This is a genomic window from Caenimonas terrae (genome assembly GCF_042655405.1).
Taxonomy (GTDB): Bacteria; Pseudomonadota; Gammaproteobacteria; order Burkholderiales; family Burkholderiaceae_C; genus Ramlibacter; species Ramlibacter terrae_A.
On the sequence record NZ_JBHSMF010000010.1, the window covers coordinates 25637 to 39712 of the forward strand.

The window sequence follows — 14076 nt, forward strand, 5'->3', positions numbered from 1 at the left end:
GGAGTTGTTGTTGGTCGCTCAATCGGCCTTCAGGCCCAGGTCCTTGATGACCTTCGCGTACTTGGCGATTTCGGCGCGCTGGAACTGCGCGAGCTGCTCCGGACTGCCCGCCACCACCTGGACGCCGTCCTGCACCAGCGGGTCGCGGACCGCGGGGTCGGCGAAGGCCTTCACGGTTTCCGCATGCAGGCGCTGCACCACGGCCGCCGGCGTGCCGGCCGGCGCGTAGAGGCCGAACCACAGCAGCACCTCGTAGCCGGGCATGCCCGCTTCCGACATCGTCGGCAGGCCGGGGGCCGCGGGCGAGCGCTCGCGGCTGGTGACGGCGAGCGCCCTGAGCTTGCCGGCCTTCACCAGCGGCAGCGACTGCGCGGTGCTGTCGAACAGGATGTCGACGTGGCCGCCGAGCGTGTCCTGCACGGCCTGGGACGGGCCGCGGGCGGGGACGTGCAGCAGCTGCACGCCGGCCATGGTCGCCAGCAGCGCACCGGCGATGTGGCCGGAGGTGCCGACCCCAGCGGAGGTGTAGGTCAGCTTGCCGGGGTTGTCCCTGGCCTGTGCAATCAGCTCGTGCAGCGATTTCGCGGCATTGGACGGCTTGACCAGCAGCATGTTCGGCACCGTGGCCAGCAAGCTGACCGGCTCGAAGCTCCTGGCCGGGTCGTAGGACAGCTTCATCAGCGTCGGATTGATCGCATGCGAGGCGTGCGAGCCCAGCAGGATGGTGTAGCCGTCGGCCTTGGCCCGGGCGACGAAGTCGCTGCCGATGGTGGCGCCGGCCCCGGGCCTGTTGTCCACCACCACCGGCTGGCCCATCGACTCCTGCATCTTGTGCGCCAGCGAGCGTGCGATCCGGTCGGTGATGCCGCCGGGAGGAAAGGGCACGACGAACCGGATCGGCTTGTCGGGATAGGCGGCCTCCTGCGCATGGGCGGGCAGCATGCTGCCCAGGGCCAGTGCGGCGGCGAGAGCGGATCGACGGTTCATGCGGTCTCTTTCGGTTGGTGATCGGTGCCGGCTTCGGCGGCGGCCATCTGTTCCAGCAGGCGGCGCACGCGCGACGGTCCGGCGTCGATTGCGAGGAAGGCGTACTGCCGCACGCCGGTGGCCTCCTGCTCGCGCTGCAGCGCGCTGCAGATTGCGTTGTCCTCGTCGAAGGTCTGGTCCAGGCCGGCGATCAGCGCGGCTTCCAGAGCGGTGTCGCCGGCGCCGAAGTTGCGCACGTGCAGCCAGAAGAAGTGCGTCGTGGTGGCGGTCTCGGGCGTGAGGAACTTGTAGCTGTACGCGCGCAGCCCGCGGTCCATGTTCTCCTCGGTGTGCTCCTGGCCGGCTTCCATCGTGACCACGTCGACCCGGGCAACGCAGGGCGCGAAGTAGTTGTAGAACTGGCAGCGGTCCGTCATGCCGGAGAAGCCGCCGATCTTGCGGTCGATCGGCGGGGGCGGGGCGTCGTTGGTCCAGCGCCAGCTCACGACGTGCTCGCCGTCCTGCTCCACCTTCACCGGCACCTCGCTGGCGGCCGGATTGCCGATCGTGGAGCGGTGGGCGAAGGTCGTGTGGGCCGGGTCCTGCAGGTTTTCCGCGATGTTGAGGTAGTCCGCGAGATGGCGCTGGTACCTGCCGTCGATCACCGACCAGCCCGGTTCGTCGTAGCGCAGGATCCGGTGGATCTTCTGCGGGTCCGCCAGTGCGGCGTCCCCCATCCAGATCCAGATCGCGTTGTAGCGCTCGACGACCGGGAAGCTGCGCACCGCAGCCTTGGGCGGCACCATCGCCTGGCCCGGCACCCGCACGCACTTGCCGGAGCAGTCGAACTCCAGGCCGTGGTAGCCGCATTGCACGTTGTCGCCCACCAGCTGGCCCATCGACAGCGGCAACAGCTTGTGTGCGCAGCGGTCGATCAGCGCCACCGGCGTGCCGTCTTCCTTGCGGTACAGGACGACCGGCTGGTCGAGGATGCGCCGCTTGAACAGCGTGCGCGCCACCTCGCCCGACCACGCCGCCACGTACCACGCGTTCCGGATGAACGTCGTCATGTCTGTCTCCTGGGTTCGGGGCGCTGCGCCCCGGTTGCTAGTTGTCGGTCAGGTGGCTGACCGGCCGTGGCCACGCCAGGGCAGTGCGAGGGTCGAACACTTCCGCGTCGCCGCTCGTGGCGCCCGGCTGCAGCTGCATTGTTGTCATGAAGGTTGTATGGTTGGTGTGGCGGCGAGTCTAGGAGCCGGACAGATAATTCATCTATTCAACTACCCCCCGTGCTATCCCTCAGTCCAATGTCCCTGACCGAACCGCGCACCACCAGCGACCTGTTGAATTTCCGCTTGAACCGGTTGCTGGCCAGCAGCGGCGCGATGATCGTCCGGCTCTGCGAAGGCCGCTACGGAATCACGCGGCGCGAGTGGCGGCTGTTGGCCCTGCTGACGGAGCACGGCGCCATGTCGCCCTCGGAACTGGCGCAGCGCGCCAACCTCGAACGCAATCGCGTGTCGCGGCTGATTCCCGAACTGGTCGCCAAGGAGCTGATCACGCGGGTCGCGGTGCGGGGCGACGGACGGCGCGCCGAAGTCGCCATCACTGCGGCGGGACGGACGCTGTACGCCGAACTGTTGCCGCAATCGGTGGCCTTCAGTCGCGAAGTGCTGGCGGTGCTCACGGATGCGGAGCGCGACGCGTTCGACGCGGCATTGCACAAGCTGACCGAATCGGCCGAGCGCATCGCCGCCCGCAAGCCGGTGCCGGAGAAAGCCGACCGGCGCCACGGCGGCGCCAGGCGCCTGCGCGAACGGTGAGCGCGACGCAACGTTTTCGCGCGGATGTGTGCGATTTGCATCGCAATGGCGGCTTACCCTCTGGCAAATGCAGCGGACCTCGGTAACATTTGCTGACACCTTCCCGATCGCGGGCTAGGCAACGCGTTTCGCTGGAGCAGCAATGATCAACCGCCTTCTCGCACCGGCATTCTTCATCCTGAAGCGTCTGAGCTTCGGTGCCGGGTTCTCGCTGGCCGCGGCGGCGTTCGTGCTGCCGGCCATCGCGGCGTTCTCGCTGCTGCCGCAGCTGCAGGCGCTGCCTGCCGCCGGCATCGCGCTGATCGGCCTGCTCACTGCACTGGCGTTCTACCTGCTGTTCTCGCTGTACGCGTACATGATCTTCGGCGTGTCGCGCCTGATCCGGGTGGCCGAGCGGATCGCCGCCGGCGAACTGCTGTCCGGCCGCGGCGCCACCGGCGACGAGTCGACCAGCAACACGGCGGACCGCCTGTGGAGCTCGATCATGAAGATGAACGGCACCCTGCACCTGATCGTGCGGCAGGTCCGCGCCAGCGCCGAGGTGATCGTGGGCACCTCGCGGCACATCGTCGACGGCAACAACCACCTCTCCGGCCGCACCGAGGAGCAGGCCAGCGCGATGGAGGAAACGGCCGCCGGCGTCGAACAGCTGGCGGCGTCCGCCCGCCGCAACGCCCAGGACTGCAAGCAGGCCACCGAGATCTCCACTTCCGCCCGCGCGGTGGCCGCACTGGCCGCCGAGCAGATGGGCAACATGGCCCGCACCATGCACGAGATCGATGCCCGGGCCCGCCGGGTCGGCGAGATCCTGGGCACTGTCGAGGGCATCGCGTTCCAGACCAATATCCTGGCGCTCAACGCCGCGGTCGAAGCGGCGCGGGCGGGCGACCAGGGTCGCGGCTTTGCGGTGGTCGCTGCGGAAGTGCGCAGCCTAGCGCAGCGCAGCGCCCAGGCCGCCAAGGAGATCAAGGAGATCCTGGGCCAGTCGCAAAGCAGCGTGGCGGACGGCAGGCAGCTGGCGACCGAGGCCGAATCGACCATGGGCCAGGTGGTCGGCCGCGTGCAGGAGGTGGGAGAGGTGATCGAGCGCATCGCCCTGGCGTCGTCCGAGCAGAGCGCGGGCGTGGCCGAGATCGACCGGGCGCTCAGCCGGATCGACGCCATGACCCAGGAGAACACGGCCCTGGTGGTAGAGGCCTCCAGCGCGGGGGTGGCTCTGAAGGAGGAAGCCGGCCGGCTGCTCGAGGCGGTCAGCCAGTTCAAGGTGGACCGCGGGGAAGAACGCAGCCGGGCGGTCAGGCAGGTCAAGGACGCGGTGAAGCTGGTGCTGGCGCGCGGCGCACCGGCCGCCTGCGACGTGCTGAACGACCGCTCCGGCAGGTTCGGCGGCGAGGACTACGTGTTCGCGGTCGACATGAAAGGCGTGCGGCGCGCCTATGCACCCGATCCGAGCGTGGTGGGCCAGTACGACCTGGAGCGCACCGACGCCGACGGCAAGCCGATCTGCAAGGAGCTCATTCGCATCGCCTCCACCCAGGGGATCGGCTGGTGCGATTTCAAGTTCCTCAATCCGAAGAGCGGCCGGGTCGAGCCCAAGTCGGTCTACCTGGAACGCGTGGGTGAGCTGATCCTGGGTTGCGGCATCTACGGGGCCGAAGCCCAGAGGAGCGGCGGCGGCGGGCAGCAGCAGGCGCTGGCGGCGCGATAGGGCGCGGCGGGCGGATTGACTACGCGCATTGGCCGCATTGGATGACGGACGATTTCGTTTGAGGACCAATACTGCGAACTGCATGGCACCATGCATGCGGGCGTGTCCTGCCCGACACCGGCATCGCCTGCTGCGCATGGGCCGCGGCCCATCCGAGACCTCAACTGGAGTTTCCATCAACGTACCCACTGGACGCGCCGAGACCGCCGCCGGCAACTCATTCGCTGCCTGGAAGGATTCGCACCGGGGGCTCAGGGCGCTCGAGCGCGCGCTGGTGGCGGCGATCCACTCCGGCGGCGCCCGCATGGAATCCCAGCACGCACTCGCCGCGCAGATCGCCGCCTTGCGCAGCGAGACGCAGTCCCTGTTCGAGGATGCCTCCAGGCAGGAGCAGGGCTCTCTGCGCGGCCCGGGCCGCGCGCAGTGAGCACGCCAAGGACTCCAGCGATGCTGGCAGAGCTGATCAGGCGCGACGTCGACGACATCGTCGACGAGTGGGAGCAGTTCGCCAGAAGCTCGATCCCGGCGGCCGAAGACCTGTCGCCCGAGGACCTGCGCGACCATGCCCGCCTGCTGCTGCTGGCGGTGGCAGCCGACCTGGAAACGGTGCAGGGCGAAGCCGAGCAGCATGAAAAATCGCGCGGCGAACTGCCGGACAACTCGCCGCAGATCACCGCCACCGCCCACGAACATGCCCAGCACCGTTTCGAGCAGCGCTTCACGCTCGACCAGATGCTGTCGGAAGTGCGCGCGCTGCGGGCATCGGTCCTGCGGCGCTGGGTGGAACAGAACGACCGCTACGACCCCGACGCGGTCGCCGAGCTGATCCGCTACGGGGAAGCGATGGACCAGGCACTGACCGAGTCGGTGGCCTTCTTCGGGGCCAAGGTGGACCAGTCGCGCGGCCTGCTGCTGGGCGTGCTGGGCCACGACATCCGCACGCCGCTGGGCGCGGTGCGCATGTCGGCGCAGCTGCTGGAGCGCACCAAGGGCCTGGACGAGCGGCAGTCCAAGGCGGTCCAGCGCATCCTCAGTTCATCCGACAGCATGCGTTCGATGGTCGACGAACTGCTCGACTTCACCCAGACCTCGCTCGGGATGCGGCTGCCGATCAGCCGGGTGCCGAGCGACCTCGGCTCGGTCTGCGCCGAGGTGCTGGCGGAGCTGGAGGCCCTGCATCCGGAGCGCGACATCAGCCTGGCCTGCGAGGGCGACCTGAGCGGCCAGTGGGATGCGGGCCGGGTCGGCCAGATGCTGTCCAACCTGGTCAGCAACGCCATCCAGCACGGCAACGAACTGCCCGTCACCGTGACGGCCAGGGCCGGCGCCGGCGATGTCAGCATCGCGGTGCACAACAAGGGCCGGCCGGTCCGTCCGCAATCGCTGGCGACGCTGTTCGAGCCGCTGGCGCAGGCCAAGGACATGGGCGGCGACCGCCACTCCGGTTCCTCCGGCCTGGGGCTGGGGCTGTACATCGCGCGCCAGATCGCCGTGGCGCACGGCGGGTCGCTGGAGGTGGTTTCATCGGAGCAGGACGGCACCACCTTCACCGCGCGGCTGCGCCGCTAGCGGCCGGGCGATTCCTACCTGAGCGTGTACAGATAGGCCGCGATGTCGCGCGCCTGGACCTCGGTCAGGCCCAGGTCGGGCATCGCGTTGCCCGGCACCACGCTTTGCGGGGTCCTGATCCAGCGCACCAGGTTGGCCGGGTTGTTGCGCAGCATGCCGGCGATGAAGGTGCGGCTGCCCACGTGGTTCAGCGGCGGCCCGACGTTGCCGCGCGCGCCGCCGATCCCGGGGATCGCATGGCAGCTGGCGCAGCCGAATTGCCGGATCAGCGCCTCGCCGCGCCGCAGGTCGCCGCCGGGCACGGTCCAGACCGGCTCGGCGCTGCAGGACAGGCTGCACAACACAAGGGCCGCCAGGGCGCAGAGTTCCCGCACGTGTCTGCGGGAGGCGCTCGCAATCCGTGCACGCATGCTCATCCCCCGCACACCGGGGCGGCGCTCAGGGCCACGGCGTCGAACAGCACGGCCAGCAGGAACAGCCCGCTGGTCATCATGCCGGACAGGGCCAGGAAGCGCGTGCGGCCGTCGCCGCTTTCGATCAGATGGTGGACCGGGCCGGGCCGCTCGCCCGACGTGCGCTGCCAGTTGCGCCACGCCAGCCAGCCGCCCACCGCCGCCAGCACCAGCGCGGCCACTTCGGCGCCCGCCGCCAGCGGCAGCAGGCCGCGCATGACCGGCGCATCCAGCGGCATGTCCTTCGGAAAGCAGGCCTGGCTGGCCAGCGCCACGTTCAGGCTCAGTTGCAGGAACCAGGCCAGCGGTGCCAGCAGCAGTCCCAGCAAGGCCGACAGCGCCGACACGCGCTCGCGGTGCGGCGCGGGGTGCGAGGGCTGCTCGGACGCGGGCAGGGAGGAGACGAGTTGGCTCACGGCGATCACCCGAACTGCGGAACGACGTACAGGGACAGGAACACCGCGATCCAGACGGCGGTCACGAAGTGCCAGTACAGCGCCCCGGTGGAGACCGCGCTGTGCCGGCGTTCGTCGAAGTAGCCCAGCAGGGTCCAGACGAACAGCACCGCGAGCATCAGCAGGCCGATCACGACGTGCGCCATGTGGAAGCCGGTGACGGTGAAGTACAGCGAGCCGTAGGCGTTGGTGTGGAGCGAGAAGGGCTTGTTGCGCCACTCGATCAGCTGCAGCCCGAGGAACACCACGCCCAGCACCAGGGTCGCCGCGATTCCCAGCAGCAGCTGGCCGCGCCGGCCCTTGCGCACGCCGCGCTCGCCCAGCCACATGGTCAGGCTGCCGGCCAGCAGGATGAAGGTGTCCGGCAGGGCGATGCCCAGCTTGGGCGGCCCCGACGGCGGCCAGGCGCCGACGGTCTGCGAGGCGACGTAGAAGTAGCTGAATAGCAGGTACGCGAACAGCGCGGCCTCGGTGGCGACCAGGGTCCACATGCCCCACCAGCCGGAGGACAGGCGGCCCTTGCTGCCGACCGGCAGCGCCGGCTCGGACGGGAGGATGGCTTCAGCGCGCATGGGCGATCTCCGCGGTCTGGCCCAGGCTGTTCTGCGGCCACAGCCAGGCCAGGGTGGCCAGCCCGGTGGCGGCGCAGCCCGCGGCCGCGCCGGCCCAGGAATGCAGCAGCAGGCCGACGAAGCAGCCGGCCAGCGCCAGCGCCAGCAGCACCGGCGCCAGCGAGTCGCCGGGCATCTTCAGGATGACGTCGGGCTCGGCGTCCAGGCCGCTGGTGCCGATGGTTTCGCGGCCGTGGTCCAGCACGAAGCCGGTGTCGATCGAGCTCTTGCCGGCGGCGCCCGAGAGCCGGTCCTCCCACAGCGGATGGCGGCTGGCCACCAGCGGGATCACGGCGAAGTTGTAGGACGGCGGCGGCGAGGAGGTCGACCATTCCAGCGTCGCCGCATCCCAGGGATTGCGCCCGGCGGGGGCGCCGTGGCGCAGGCTGCGCGCCACGTTCACCAGGAACAGCAGCACGCCGACGGCGAACAGCAGCGAGCCGCCCGAGATCACGGCGTTGACCGTGTTCCAGCCGACGTCGCCGGGATAGGTGTAGACCCGGCGCGGCATGCCCAGCAGGCCGGCGATGTGCATCGGAAAGAAGCCGACGTTGAAGCCGATGAACATGGTCCAGAAGTTCCAGCGTCCCAGCCGCTCGCTCATCATCCGGCCGGTGATCTTGGGAAACCAGTAATAGGTGCCGCCGGCCACGGCGAACACGTTGATGCCGACGATCACGTAGTGCAGGTGGGCGACCACGAAGTAGGTGTCGGTCAGCTGCCGGTCCACCGGCACCGCCGCCGTCATGAAGCCCGACAGGCCGCCGATCACGAACAGCACCACGAAGCCGGCGAAGAACAGGAAGGGCGTGCGGTACACCGGCCGGCCGGTCCAGATGGTCGCCAGCCAGGCGAACACCGCCACCGCGCTGGGGATCACGATCACGAAGCTGGCGGCGCTGAAGAAGGACAGCGACAGCGGCGGCAGGCCGGTGGCGAACATGTGGTGCACCCAGACGCCGAAGCCCAGCACCATCGTCGTGATGGTGGCCAGCGAGACCGCGGTGTAGCCCACCAGCGGCCGCCGGCAGAAGGTCGGCAGGCCGTCCGAGACGATCCCCATCGCCGGCAGCACGATGGCGTAGACCCAGGGATGGCCGAACATCCAGAACAGGTGCTGCCACAGCAGCGGCTGGCCGCCGCCCTGGACGTCGAAGAAGTGGCTGCCGAACTGGCGGTCCATCCACAGCATCAGGAAGGCCAGGCTGACCGCCGGCACCGCCAGCAGGTTGCCGGCCGACGCCGTCAGCGTGCCCCACACCAGGATCGGCACCCGGTTGATCGACATGCCGGGCGCGCGGGTGCGAAACAGCGTGACGACGAAGTTCAGCGACCCGACCGTCGTCGAGACGCCCAGCAGCACCATGCCGAGCGCGTAGACGTCGATGTTCGGCCCCGGGTTGTATTCGAGCGCCGTATACGGCACGTAGTTGAACCAGCCGGCGTCGGGCGCCCGGCCCATCGGAAAGCTGGCGTACAGGAAGATGCCGGACAGCAGGAACACCCAGTACGACAGCGCGTTGAGCCGCGGGAACGCCATGTCGCGCGAGCCCAGGATCAGCGGCCACAGGTAATTGCTGAATCCCGACAGCACCGGCAGCGCATACAGGAAGATCATCGTCACGCCGTGCATCGTGAACAGCTGGTTGTACTGCTCGGGCGACAGCAGCGCCTGCTCCGGCCGCGCCAGCTGGGCCCGGATCACGGCCGCCTCGATCCCGCCCACCAGCAGGAAGAAGAACGAGGTCAGCAGGTAGCGGATCCCGATCTGCTTGTGGTCCACCGAGGACAGCCAGCCGATCACCCCGGGGGCGGTCTTCCAGATCCGCTCCAGCCGCTGCTCCAGGGAAGGGTCGTCGGCCAGCCGGGCAATGACGGGAACGCGGTAACCGGGCGGAGTGGGCAAGGTCATGTCCTCAATTCAGCGTCTGCAGGTAGGCGACGACGGCCTGCAGTTCGGCGGGGGAGAGCGTCGGCGCCGGCATGCGGGTGCCGGGCTTGATCGACTGCGGGTTGGAGATCCACGCGGCCAGCTGGCCGGGCGTGTTGGGCAGCATGCCGGCGGCGATGGTGCTGCGTGCCATCAGGTGCGTCAGGTCGGGCCCGAAGATGCCGCCGGCCGCGGTGCCCCGCACCGAATGGCAGGCCGCGCAGGACGCGTCGAACACCTTCTGCCCGGTGGTCGCGCCGTCCACAGCCGGCTGCAGCTGCTGCTGGCGCCAGGCCGCGAACGCCGCCTCGTCCTGGGCCACCACGTACATCGCCATGTGGGCGTGCTGCGCGCCGCAGAACTCGCCGCACTGGCCGCGGAACACGCCGGGCCGGGCGGCCTGCAGCCACATGACGTTGGTCTTGCCGGGAATCACGTCGGTCTTGCCGGCCAGCTGCGGGATCCAGAACGAATGGATCACGTCGTTGCTGCTCAGCTCCACCCGCACCGGATGGCCGACCGGAATGTGGATCTCGTTGGCCGTGTCGAAGGTGCCGGCCGGCTGCGCGCCCACGTAGCGGACCTTCCACCACCACTGCGAGGCCGTCACCTGCAGCGTCAGGTCGGCGGCGCGGGCCGGCATGGCGATGGCCTGCAGCGTGGTCATGGTCCAGACCGCGCAGGCCACCAGGACGACGGTGGAAATGCCGACGCCGACGTAGATCCAGCGCAGCCCGCCGCTGTCGCTTTCCACCGCCAGCTCGCGCAGCGCCGGCGTGCCGGGGCGCTGGCGCAGCAGGCCGGCCAGCAGCAGCACAACCACCACCAGCAGCACGACGGCCGAGACGATGCCCAGTCCCCAGCCCAGCAGCGTCGCCGGATCCCCCGCGGGGCCGTGGGTCTGCAGGTAGGACATCGGCGAGGCGGCCACTATTTGTTCCCCGGATGGTGGGCCCAGGTGGCGGAGCTGTCCTTGCCCTGCGGCGCCGGCGCCTGCGCGCCTTCGGGCAGGGTGCGCGTCACCTGCGGCGGCACCAGGTCGCCGGCGCGGTCGCCCTGCACCCAGGCCTGGTGCGAGCCGGGCGGGAAGGTGCCGCCCAGGGACTGCAGGTAGCTCACCAGTTTCCAGATCTGGTCCGGCGGCAGGGCCGGATTCCAGGCCGGCATGCCTTCGGGCCGGCCTTCGTAGATCGACTTGAACAGCATCGCCGGAACCCCGCCGTAGCGCCAGCTGGTGTCGGTCAGGTCGGGCCCCATGCCGCCCTTGGCGTCGTAGCCGTGGCAGCCGGCGCAGTTCATGCTGACGAACAGGCGGCGGCCCTCCTGCACCGACTCCGGGTTGCCCTCCTGCGGGTTGGGCATCATGTCGGCGCGGTTGTTCTGGGCGCCGCCCGATTCGTCGCCCAGCGGCAGCGCCGACAGCGCCTCCACCGGGACGCCGGCCTGCGGCGCCGGGCCGGCCGCGCCCGGACCCTGGGTCCGGCCGCAGCCTGCCAGCGCGATCGCACCGGCGATGGCGGCCAGCCGCAGCGCCGGGCCGAGCTGGCGCAAGCCTGGGCGGCGGGCTGTCATGGCCGGCCCCCGGTGACGCCCGCCGGCGCGGCCGGGACGGGGCCGCTTTCGGTGGTCAGCATGCCGGCGCCGCTGCTGGGCGAGTCGCCGTCGATCGAGAACACGTACAGCGTGCTGCCGCGCGGCGGAAAGCCCGGCATCGACTTGCTCACCATCGCGGCGCCGCCGACGCCGGAGTACACCGCCACGTACTGGCGCTTGTCCGGCCCGGTGTAGGTCATGGGCTGGCCGATCACGCCGGAGCCCAGCTTGTGCGACCACAGCACCTTGCCGCTGCGGGCGTCGACGGCGCGGAACCAGCCGTCGGCGGTGCCGTAGAACACCAGGTCGCCGGCGGTGGCCAGCACGCCGCTCATGGTCATGAAGTGCTCCTTGATGGCCCAGGCCTTCTTGCCGGCGACCGGGTCCCAGGCCATGAACTCGCCCCAGTTGCCGCCCGGCGCCGGGTAGCGCTGCATCTCCATGCCGTCGTACGGCGTGCCGGGGATGTAGGACTGCGGGTGGTCCGTCAGGTCCATGCAGATGTTGAAGATGCCGGCATAGACCAGGCCGGTGCGCGGCGAGTAGGCCGACGGCTGCCAGTCCTTGCCGCCGATGTCGGGCGGGCAGACGTTGGGCAGCTTGACGCCCGGCTTGGGCTGCATCTCGGGCACGACCTTGGGCATGCCGGTCTTCAGGTCGATGCCGGTGGACCAGTTCTGGTAGGCGAAGGGCGAGGCCAGCAGCACCTCGCCGTTGGTGCGGTCGATGGTGTAGGCGAAGGCGTTGCGGTCGAAGTGCACCAGCACCTTGCGCGGCTTGCCCTGGAACGTGATGTCCATCAGCACGTTCTCGTTGACACCGTCGTAGTCCCACTGGTCGTGCGGCGTGAACTGGTAGGCCCACTTGGCCATGCCGGTGTCGGCGTCGCGCGCGAACACGGCGCTGGTCCACAGGTTGTATCCCGGCCGCTGGCTGGGCACCCGCGGCCCCGGATTGCTGGTGCCGTAGTAGATGAGATTGAGCTGCGGGTCGTAGGAGATCCAGGCCCAGACGGCGCCGCCGCCGCGCTGCGCCATGCCGGCCGGCCAGCTGCTCTGGCCCAGGTCCTTGCCGACCATCCAGGAATAGAAGGGCTTGAAGTCCGGACCGATCATCACCTGCGCGTCGGTGCCGGTGCTGTAGGCGCGCCACAGCTGCTTGCCGGTGTCCACGTCCAGCGCCGCCAGCCAGCCCCACACCCCCATCTCGCCGCCGCTGTTGCCGACGTACACCTTGTTGCCGACCACGAACGGTGCCATCGTCATGGTCTCGCCGCGGCCGACGTCGCCCATCTTGGTGCGCCACACTTCCTTGCCGGTCTTGGCGTCGACGGCCACCGTGTGGTTGTCCAGCAGGTTGTAGATGATCTTGCCGTTGGCATAGGCGCCGCCGCGGTTGACCGTGTCGCAGCAGGCCTTGCCCTTGGCCACCGGCGTCGGCGTGGGCTCGTACTTCCACTTGATCGGCGCGCCGGGCCGGGTCAGGTCCAGCGCGTAGGCGATGTTGGGATAGGGCGTCACCAGGTACATCGTGTCGTTGAGCACCAGCGGCGCGGCTTCGTGGCCGTTCTGCGTGCCGTCCGAAAAGGTCCAGGCCACCTTCAGCCGCGACACGTTGCTGGTGTTGACGTCGGCCAGCGCGCTGAAGCGGGTGTTGGCGTCGTCATGGGCCTGGCTGTGCCATTCGCCCGGCGGCGCTGCGGGCGCCGCGCCGGCGGCCGCAACGAAGGCCGCCAGGCCCCAGGCAACAATCCCCCGCACGCAGTTGTCGTTCTTCATCGGCTGTTCCAGATACATCACATTACGATATATACGATACACCGGAGCGGGACGCGCTGTCACAACATCGAAGCGCGAAATTTTCTGAATTCCGACTGACGTAGGTCAGCGGTAACGCGAATGCAGCGAGGCGACGTGTGGACGCTGCGGCCGGTCGCCGAACCACTGCAGCGCCAGCGCCAGGCCGGCCACCAGATAGGCCAGCCCGCCGGGAACCCACATCACCAGGCCGCCGATCTGCTGGTCGTCCAGCGGCGTGAGTCCGAGCGACGCCGTGGTGGCCGCATAGCCGCTGTACCAGGGCGTGGCGGCAAACGTCAGCAGCGCGCCCAGCACGCTGGTGTGCAGCATGGTGGTCAGAAGCAGCACGATGGCCCACGGGCCGGGCACGCGCTGGTCGCCGCCGAGGGCGGCCCACCAGAACAACAGCGCAGAGGCCAGGAAGCTGGCGTGCTGCAGCACGTGGATCGCTTCGGAGTGCAGCGCCGCGTCGAACAGCCTCGGCACGTGCCACAGCCACAGCGCCAGTGCGTGCAGCGCCCAGGCCGCCAGCGGCGCGGTCAGCAGCCGCCAGGTCGCGGCGATCGGCCGGCTCCGGATCGCGGCCCTGAGGGCCGGCCGGGCGGCGGGGCTGAAGGCCCAGGCCCAGGCGGCCAGCGGACGGCCGATCACCAGCAGGGGCGCGGCCACCACCATCAGCAGTTCGTGCTGCACCATGTGCGCGGAAAACAGCCAGGCGCCCAGCGCGTCGAGCGGCGACAGCAGCGCCGCGGCCAGGGCCAGCCATCCGAGCACGAAGGCGGCGAGCTGCCTGGGCTGGACGCCGCGGCCGCGGCCCGCGCGCCGCCAGACCCGCCAGGTGCCCAGGGCGTAGCCGGCCATGGCCAGCAGCAGCAGGCCGACCACCCACGGCTCGAAGGACCAGGCGCCGGGCGCGGGCAGGCTGTCCGCCAGCCCGGGCTGCGCCGTGTGCGCGGCCGCCAGCGCCGGCGCCAGGGCCAGGGCCGGGATCAGCCACCAGGCTGCTGCGCGCATCCGATTGCCTCCAGTGGGTTGGTCGACCGCGCCAAGCTTGGCCTCGACGCTGCCGATCTTAGTCAGCTTGCGCCGGTCCGTGGGGTGAACGCGAGCGGCGCCGTCATGGTCCGGGCGCGCGGCGCTTGATCTCGCGCAAGCTGCCTCGCCCCTGCG

Annotated in this window: 14 protein-coding genes and 1 pseudogene; 5 read left to right on the forward strand and 10 right to left on the reverse strand. The window is 69.9% G+C overall.

The window, feature by feature from the left end; all coding sequences use genetic code 11:
• Window positions 1-18 precede the first annotated feature (18 nt).
• Entirely contained in the window at window positions 19-987 is a 969-nt protein-coding gene (locus tag ACFPOE_RS19320; RefSeq protein WP_376851954.1) for a Bug family tripartite tricarboxylate transporter substrate binding protein, read from the reverse strand.
• Window positions 984-2036: an aromatic ring-hydroxylating dioxygenase subunit alpha gene (locus tag ACFPOE_RS19325; protein WP_376851955.1), complete on the reverse strand. Its 1053-nt coding sequence runs from the start codon at window positions 2034-2036 to the stop codon at window positions 984-986. Before ACFPOE_RS19325 ends, ACFPOE_RS19320 begins: the two co-directional genes overlap by 4 nt.
• A gap of 237 nt (window positions 2037-2273) precedes the next feature.
• On the opposite strand from ACFPOE_RS19325, the gene ACFPOE_RS19330 reads away from it, so the two are divergent.
• The 5 genes and pseudogenes from ACFPOE_RS19330 (at window position 2274) to ACFPOE_RS19345 (ending at window position 6066) form a co-directional block, all read left to right on the forward strand.
• Window positions 2274-2789, forward strand: a complete 516-nt coding sequence (locus tag ACFPOE_RS19330) for a MarR family winged helix-turn-helix transcriptional regulator (RefSeq protein WP_376851956.1) — start codon at window positions 2274-2276, stop codon at window positions 2787-2789.
• 754 nt (window positions 2790-3543) lie between these two features.
• Window positions 3544-3897 (forward strand): annotated as a pseudogene (locus ACFPOE_RS23975) (methyl-accepting chemotaxis protein); the annotation flags it as partial.
• A 54-nt stretch (window positions 3898-3951) separates the two neighbouring features.
• The gene (locus ACFPOE_RS23980) at window positions 3952-4497 is read left to right on the forward strand and encodes a cache domain-containing protein (RefSeq protein ID WP_465251316.1); all 546 of its coding nucleotides are present in this window, start codon (window positions 3952-3954) and stop codon (window positions 4495-4497) included.
• Between the two features lie 136 nt (window positions 4498-4633).
• A complete protein-coding gene (locus tag ACFPOE_RS19340; protein ID WP_376851958.1) occupies window positions 4634-4924 on the forward strand; it encodes a hypothetical protein in 291 nt (96 codons plus the stop codon).
• Window positions 4925-4944: 20 nt separating this feature from the next.
• Complete coding sequence (locus ACFPOE_RS19345; protein ID WP_376851959.1) at window positions 4945-6066, forward strand: ATP-binding protein; 1122 nt, start codon at window positions 4945-4947, stop codon at window positions 6064-6066.
• Window positions 6067-6080: 14 nt separating this feature from the next.
• Here ACFPOE_RS19345 and ACFPOE_RS19350 read toward each other — a convergent pair whose 3' ends face one another.
• The 8 genes from ACFPOE_RS19350 to ACFPOE_RS19385 form a co-directional block, all read right to left on the reverse strand.
• The gene (locus ACFPOE_RS19350) at window positions 6081-6410 is read right to left on the reverse strand and encodes a c-type cytochrome (protein ID WP_376852455.1); all 330 of its coding nucleotides are present in this window, start codon (window positions 6408-6410) and stop codon (window positions 6081-6083) included.
• 68 nt (window positions 6411-6478) lie between these two features.
• On the reverse strand, window positions 6479-6934 hold the full coding sequence (locus ACFPOE_RS19355) for a hypothetical protein (protein ID WP_376851960.1): 456 nt from the start codon (window positions 6932-6934) through the stop codon (window positions 6479-6481).
• A gap of 5 nt (window positions 6935-6939) precedes the next feature.
• The gene (locus ACFPOE_RS19360) at window positions 6940-7545 is read right to left on the reverse strand and encodes a cytochrome c oxidase subunit 3 (RefSeq protein ID WP_376851961.1); all 606 of its coding nucleotides are present in this window, start codon (window positions 7543-7545) and stop codon (window positions 6940-6942) included.
• On the reverse strand, window positions 7535-9496 hold the full coding sequence (gene ctaD, locus ACFPOE_RS19365; protein ID WP_376851962.1) for a cytochrome c oxidase subunit I: 1962 nt from the start codon (window positions 9494-9496) through the stop codon (window positions 7535-7537). Before ctaD ends, ACFPOE_RS19360 begins: the two co-directional genes overlap by 11 nt.
• A gap of 4 nt (window positions 9497-9500) precedes the next feature.
• Window positions 9501-10445, reverse strand: coding sequence for a cytochrome c oxidase subunit II (gene coxB, locus ACFPOE_RS19370; protein WP_376851963.1), 945 nt, complete (start codon window positions 10443-10445; stop codon window positions 9501-9503).
• Window positions 10445-11086 carry a c-type cytochrome gene (locus ACFPOE_RS19375; protein ID WP_376851964.1) on the reverse strand — a complete coding sequence of 214 codons (642 nt, stop codon included), beginning with the start codon at window positions 11084-11086 and terminating at the stop codon, window positions 10445-10447. The genes coxB and ACFPOE_RS19375 overlap by 1 nt, the downstream gene beginning before the upstream one ends.
• Window positions 11083-12903, reverse strand: a complete 1821-nt coding sequence (locus ACFPOE_RS19380; protein WP_376851965.1) for a PQQ-dependent dehydrogenase, methanol/ethanol family — start codon at window positions 12901-12903, stop codon at window positions 11083-11085. The genes ACFPOE_RS19375 and ACFPOE_RS19380 overlap by 4 nt, the downstream gene beginning before the upstream one ends.
• 87 nt (window positions 12904-12990) lie before the next feature.
• Window positions 12991-13920 carry a cytochrome c oxidase assembly protein gene (locus ACFPOE_RS19385; RefSeq protein WP_376851966.1) on the reverse strand — a complete coding sequence of 310 codons (930 nt, stop codon included), beginning with the start codon at window positions 13918-13920 and terminating at the stop codon, window positions 12991-12993.
• Window positions 13921-14076: the final 156 nt, after the last annotated feature.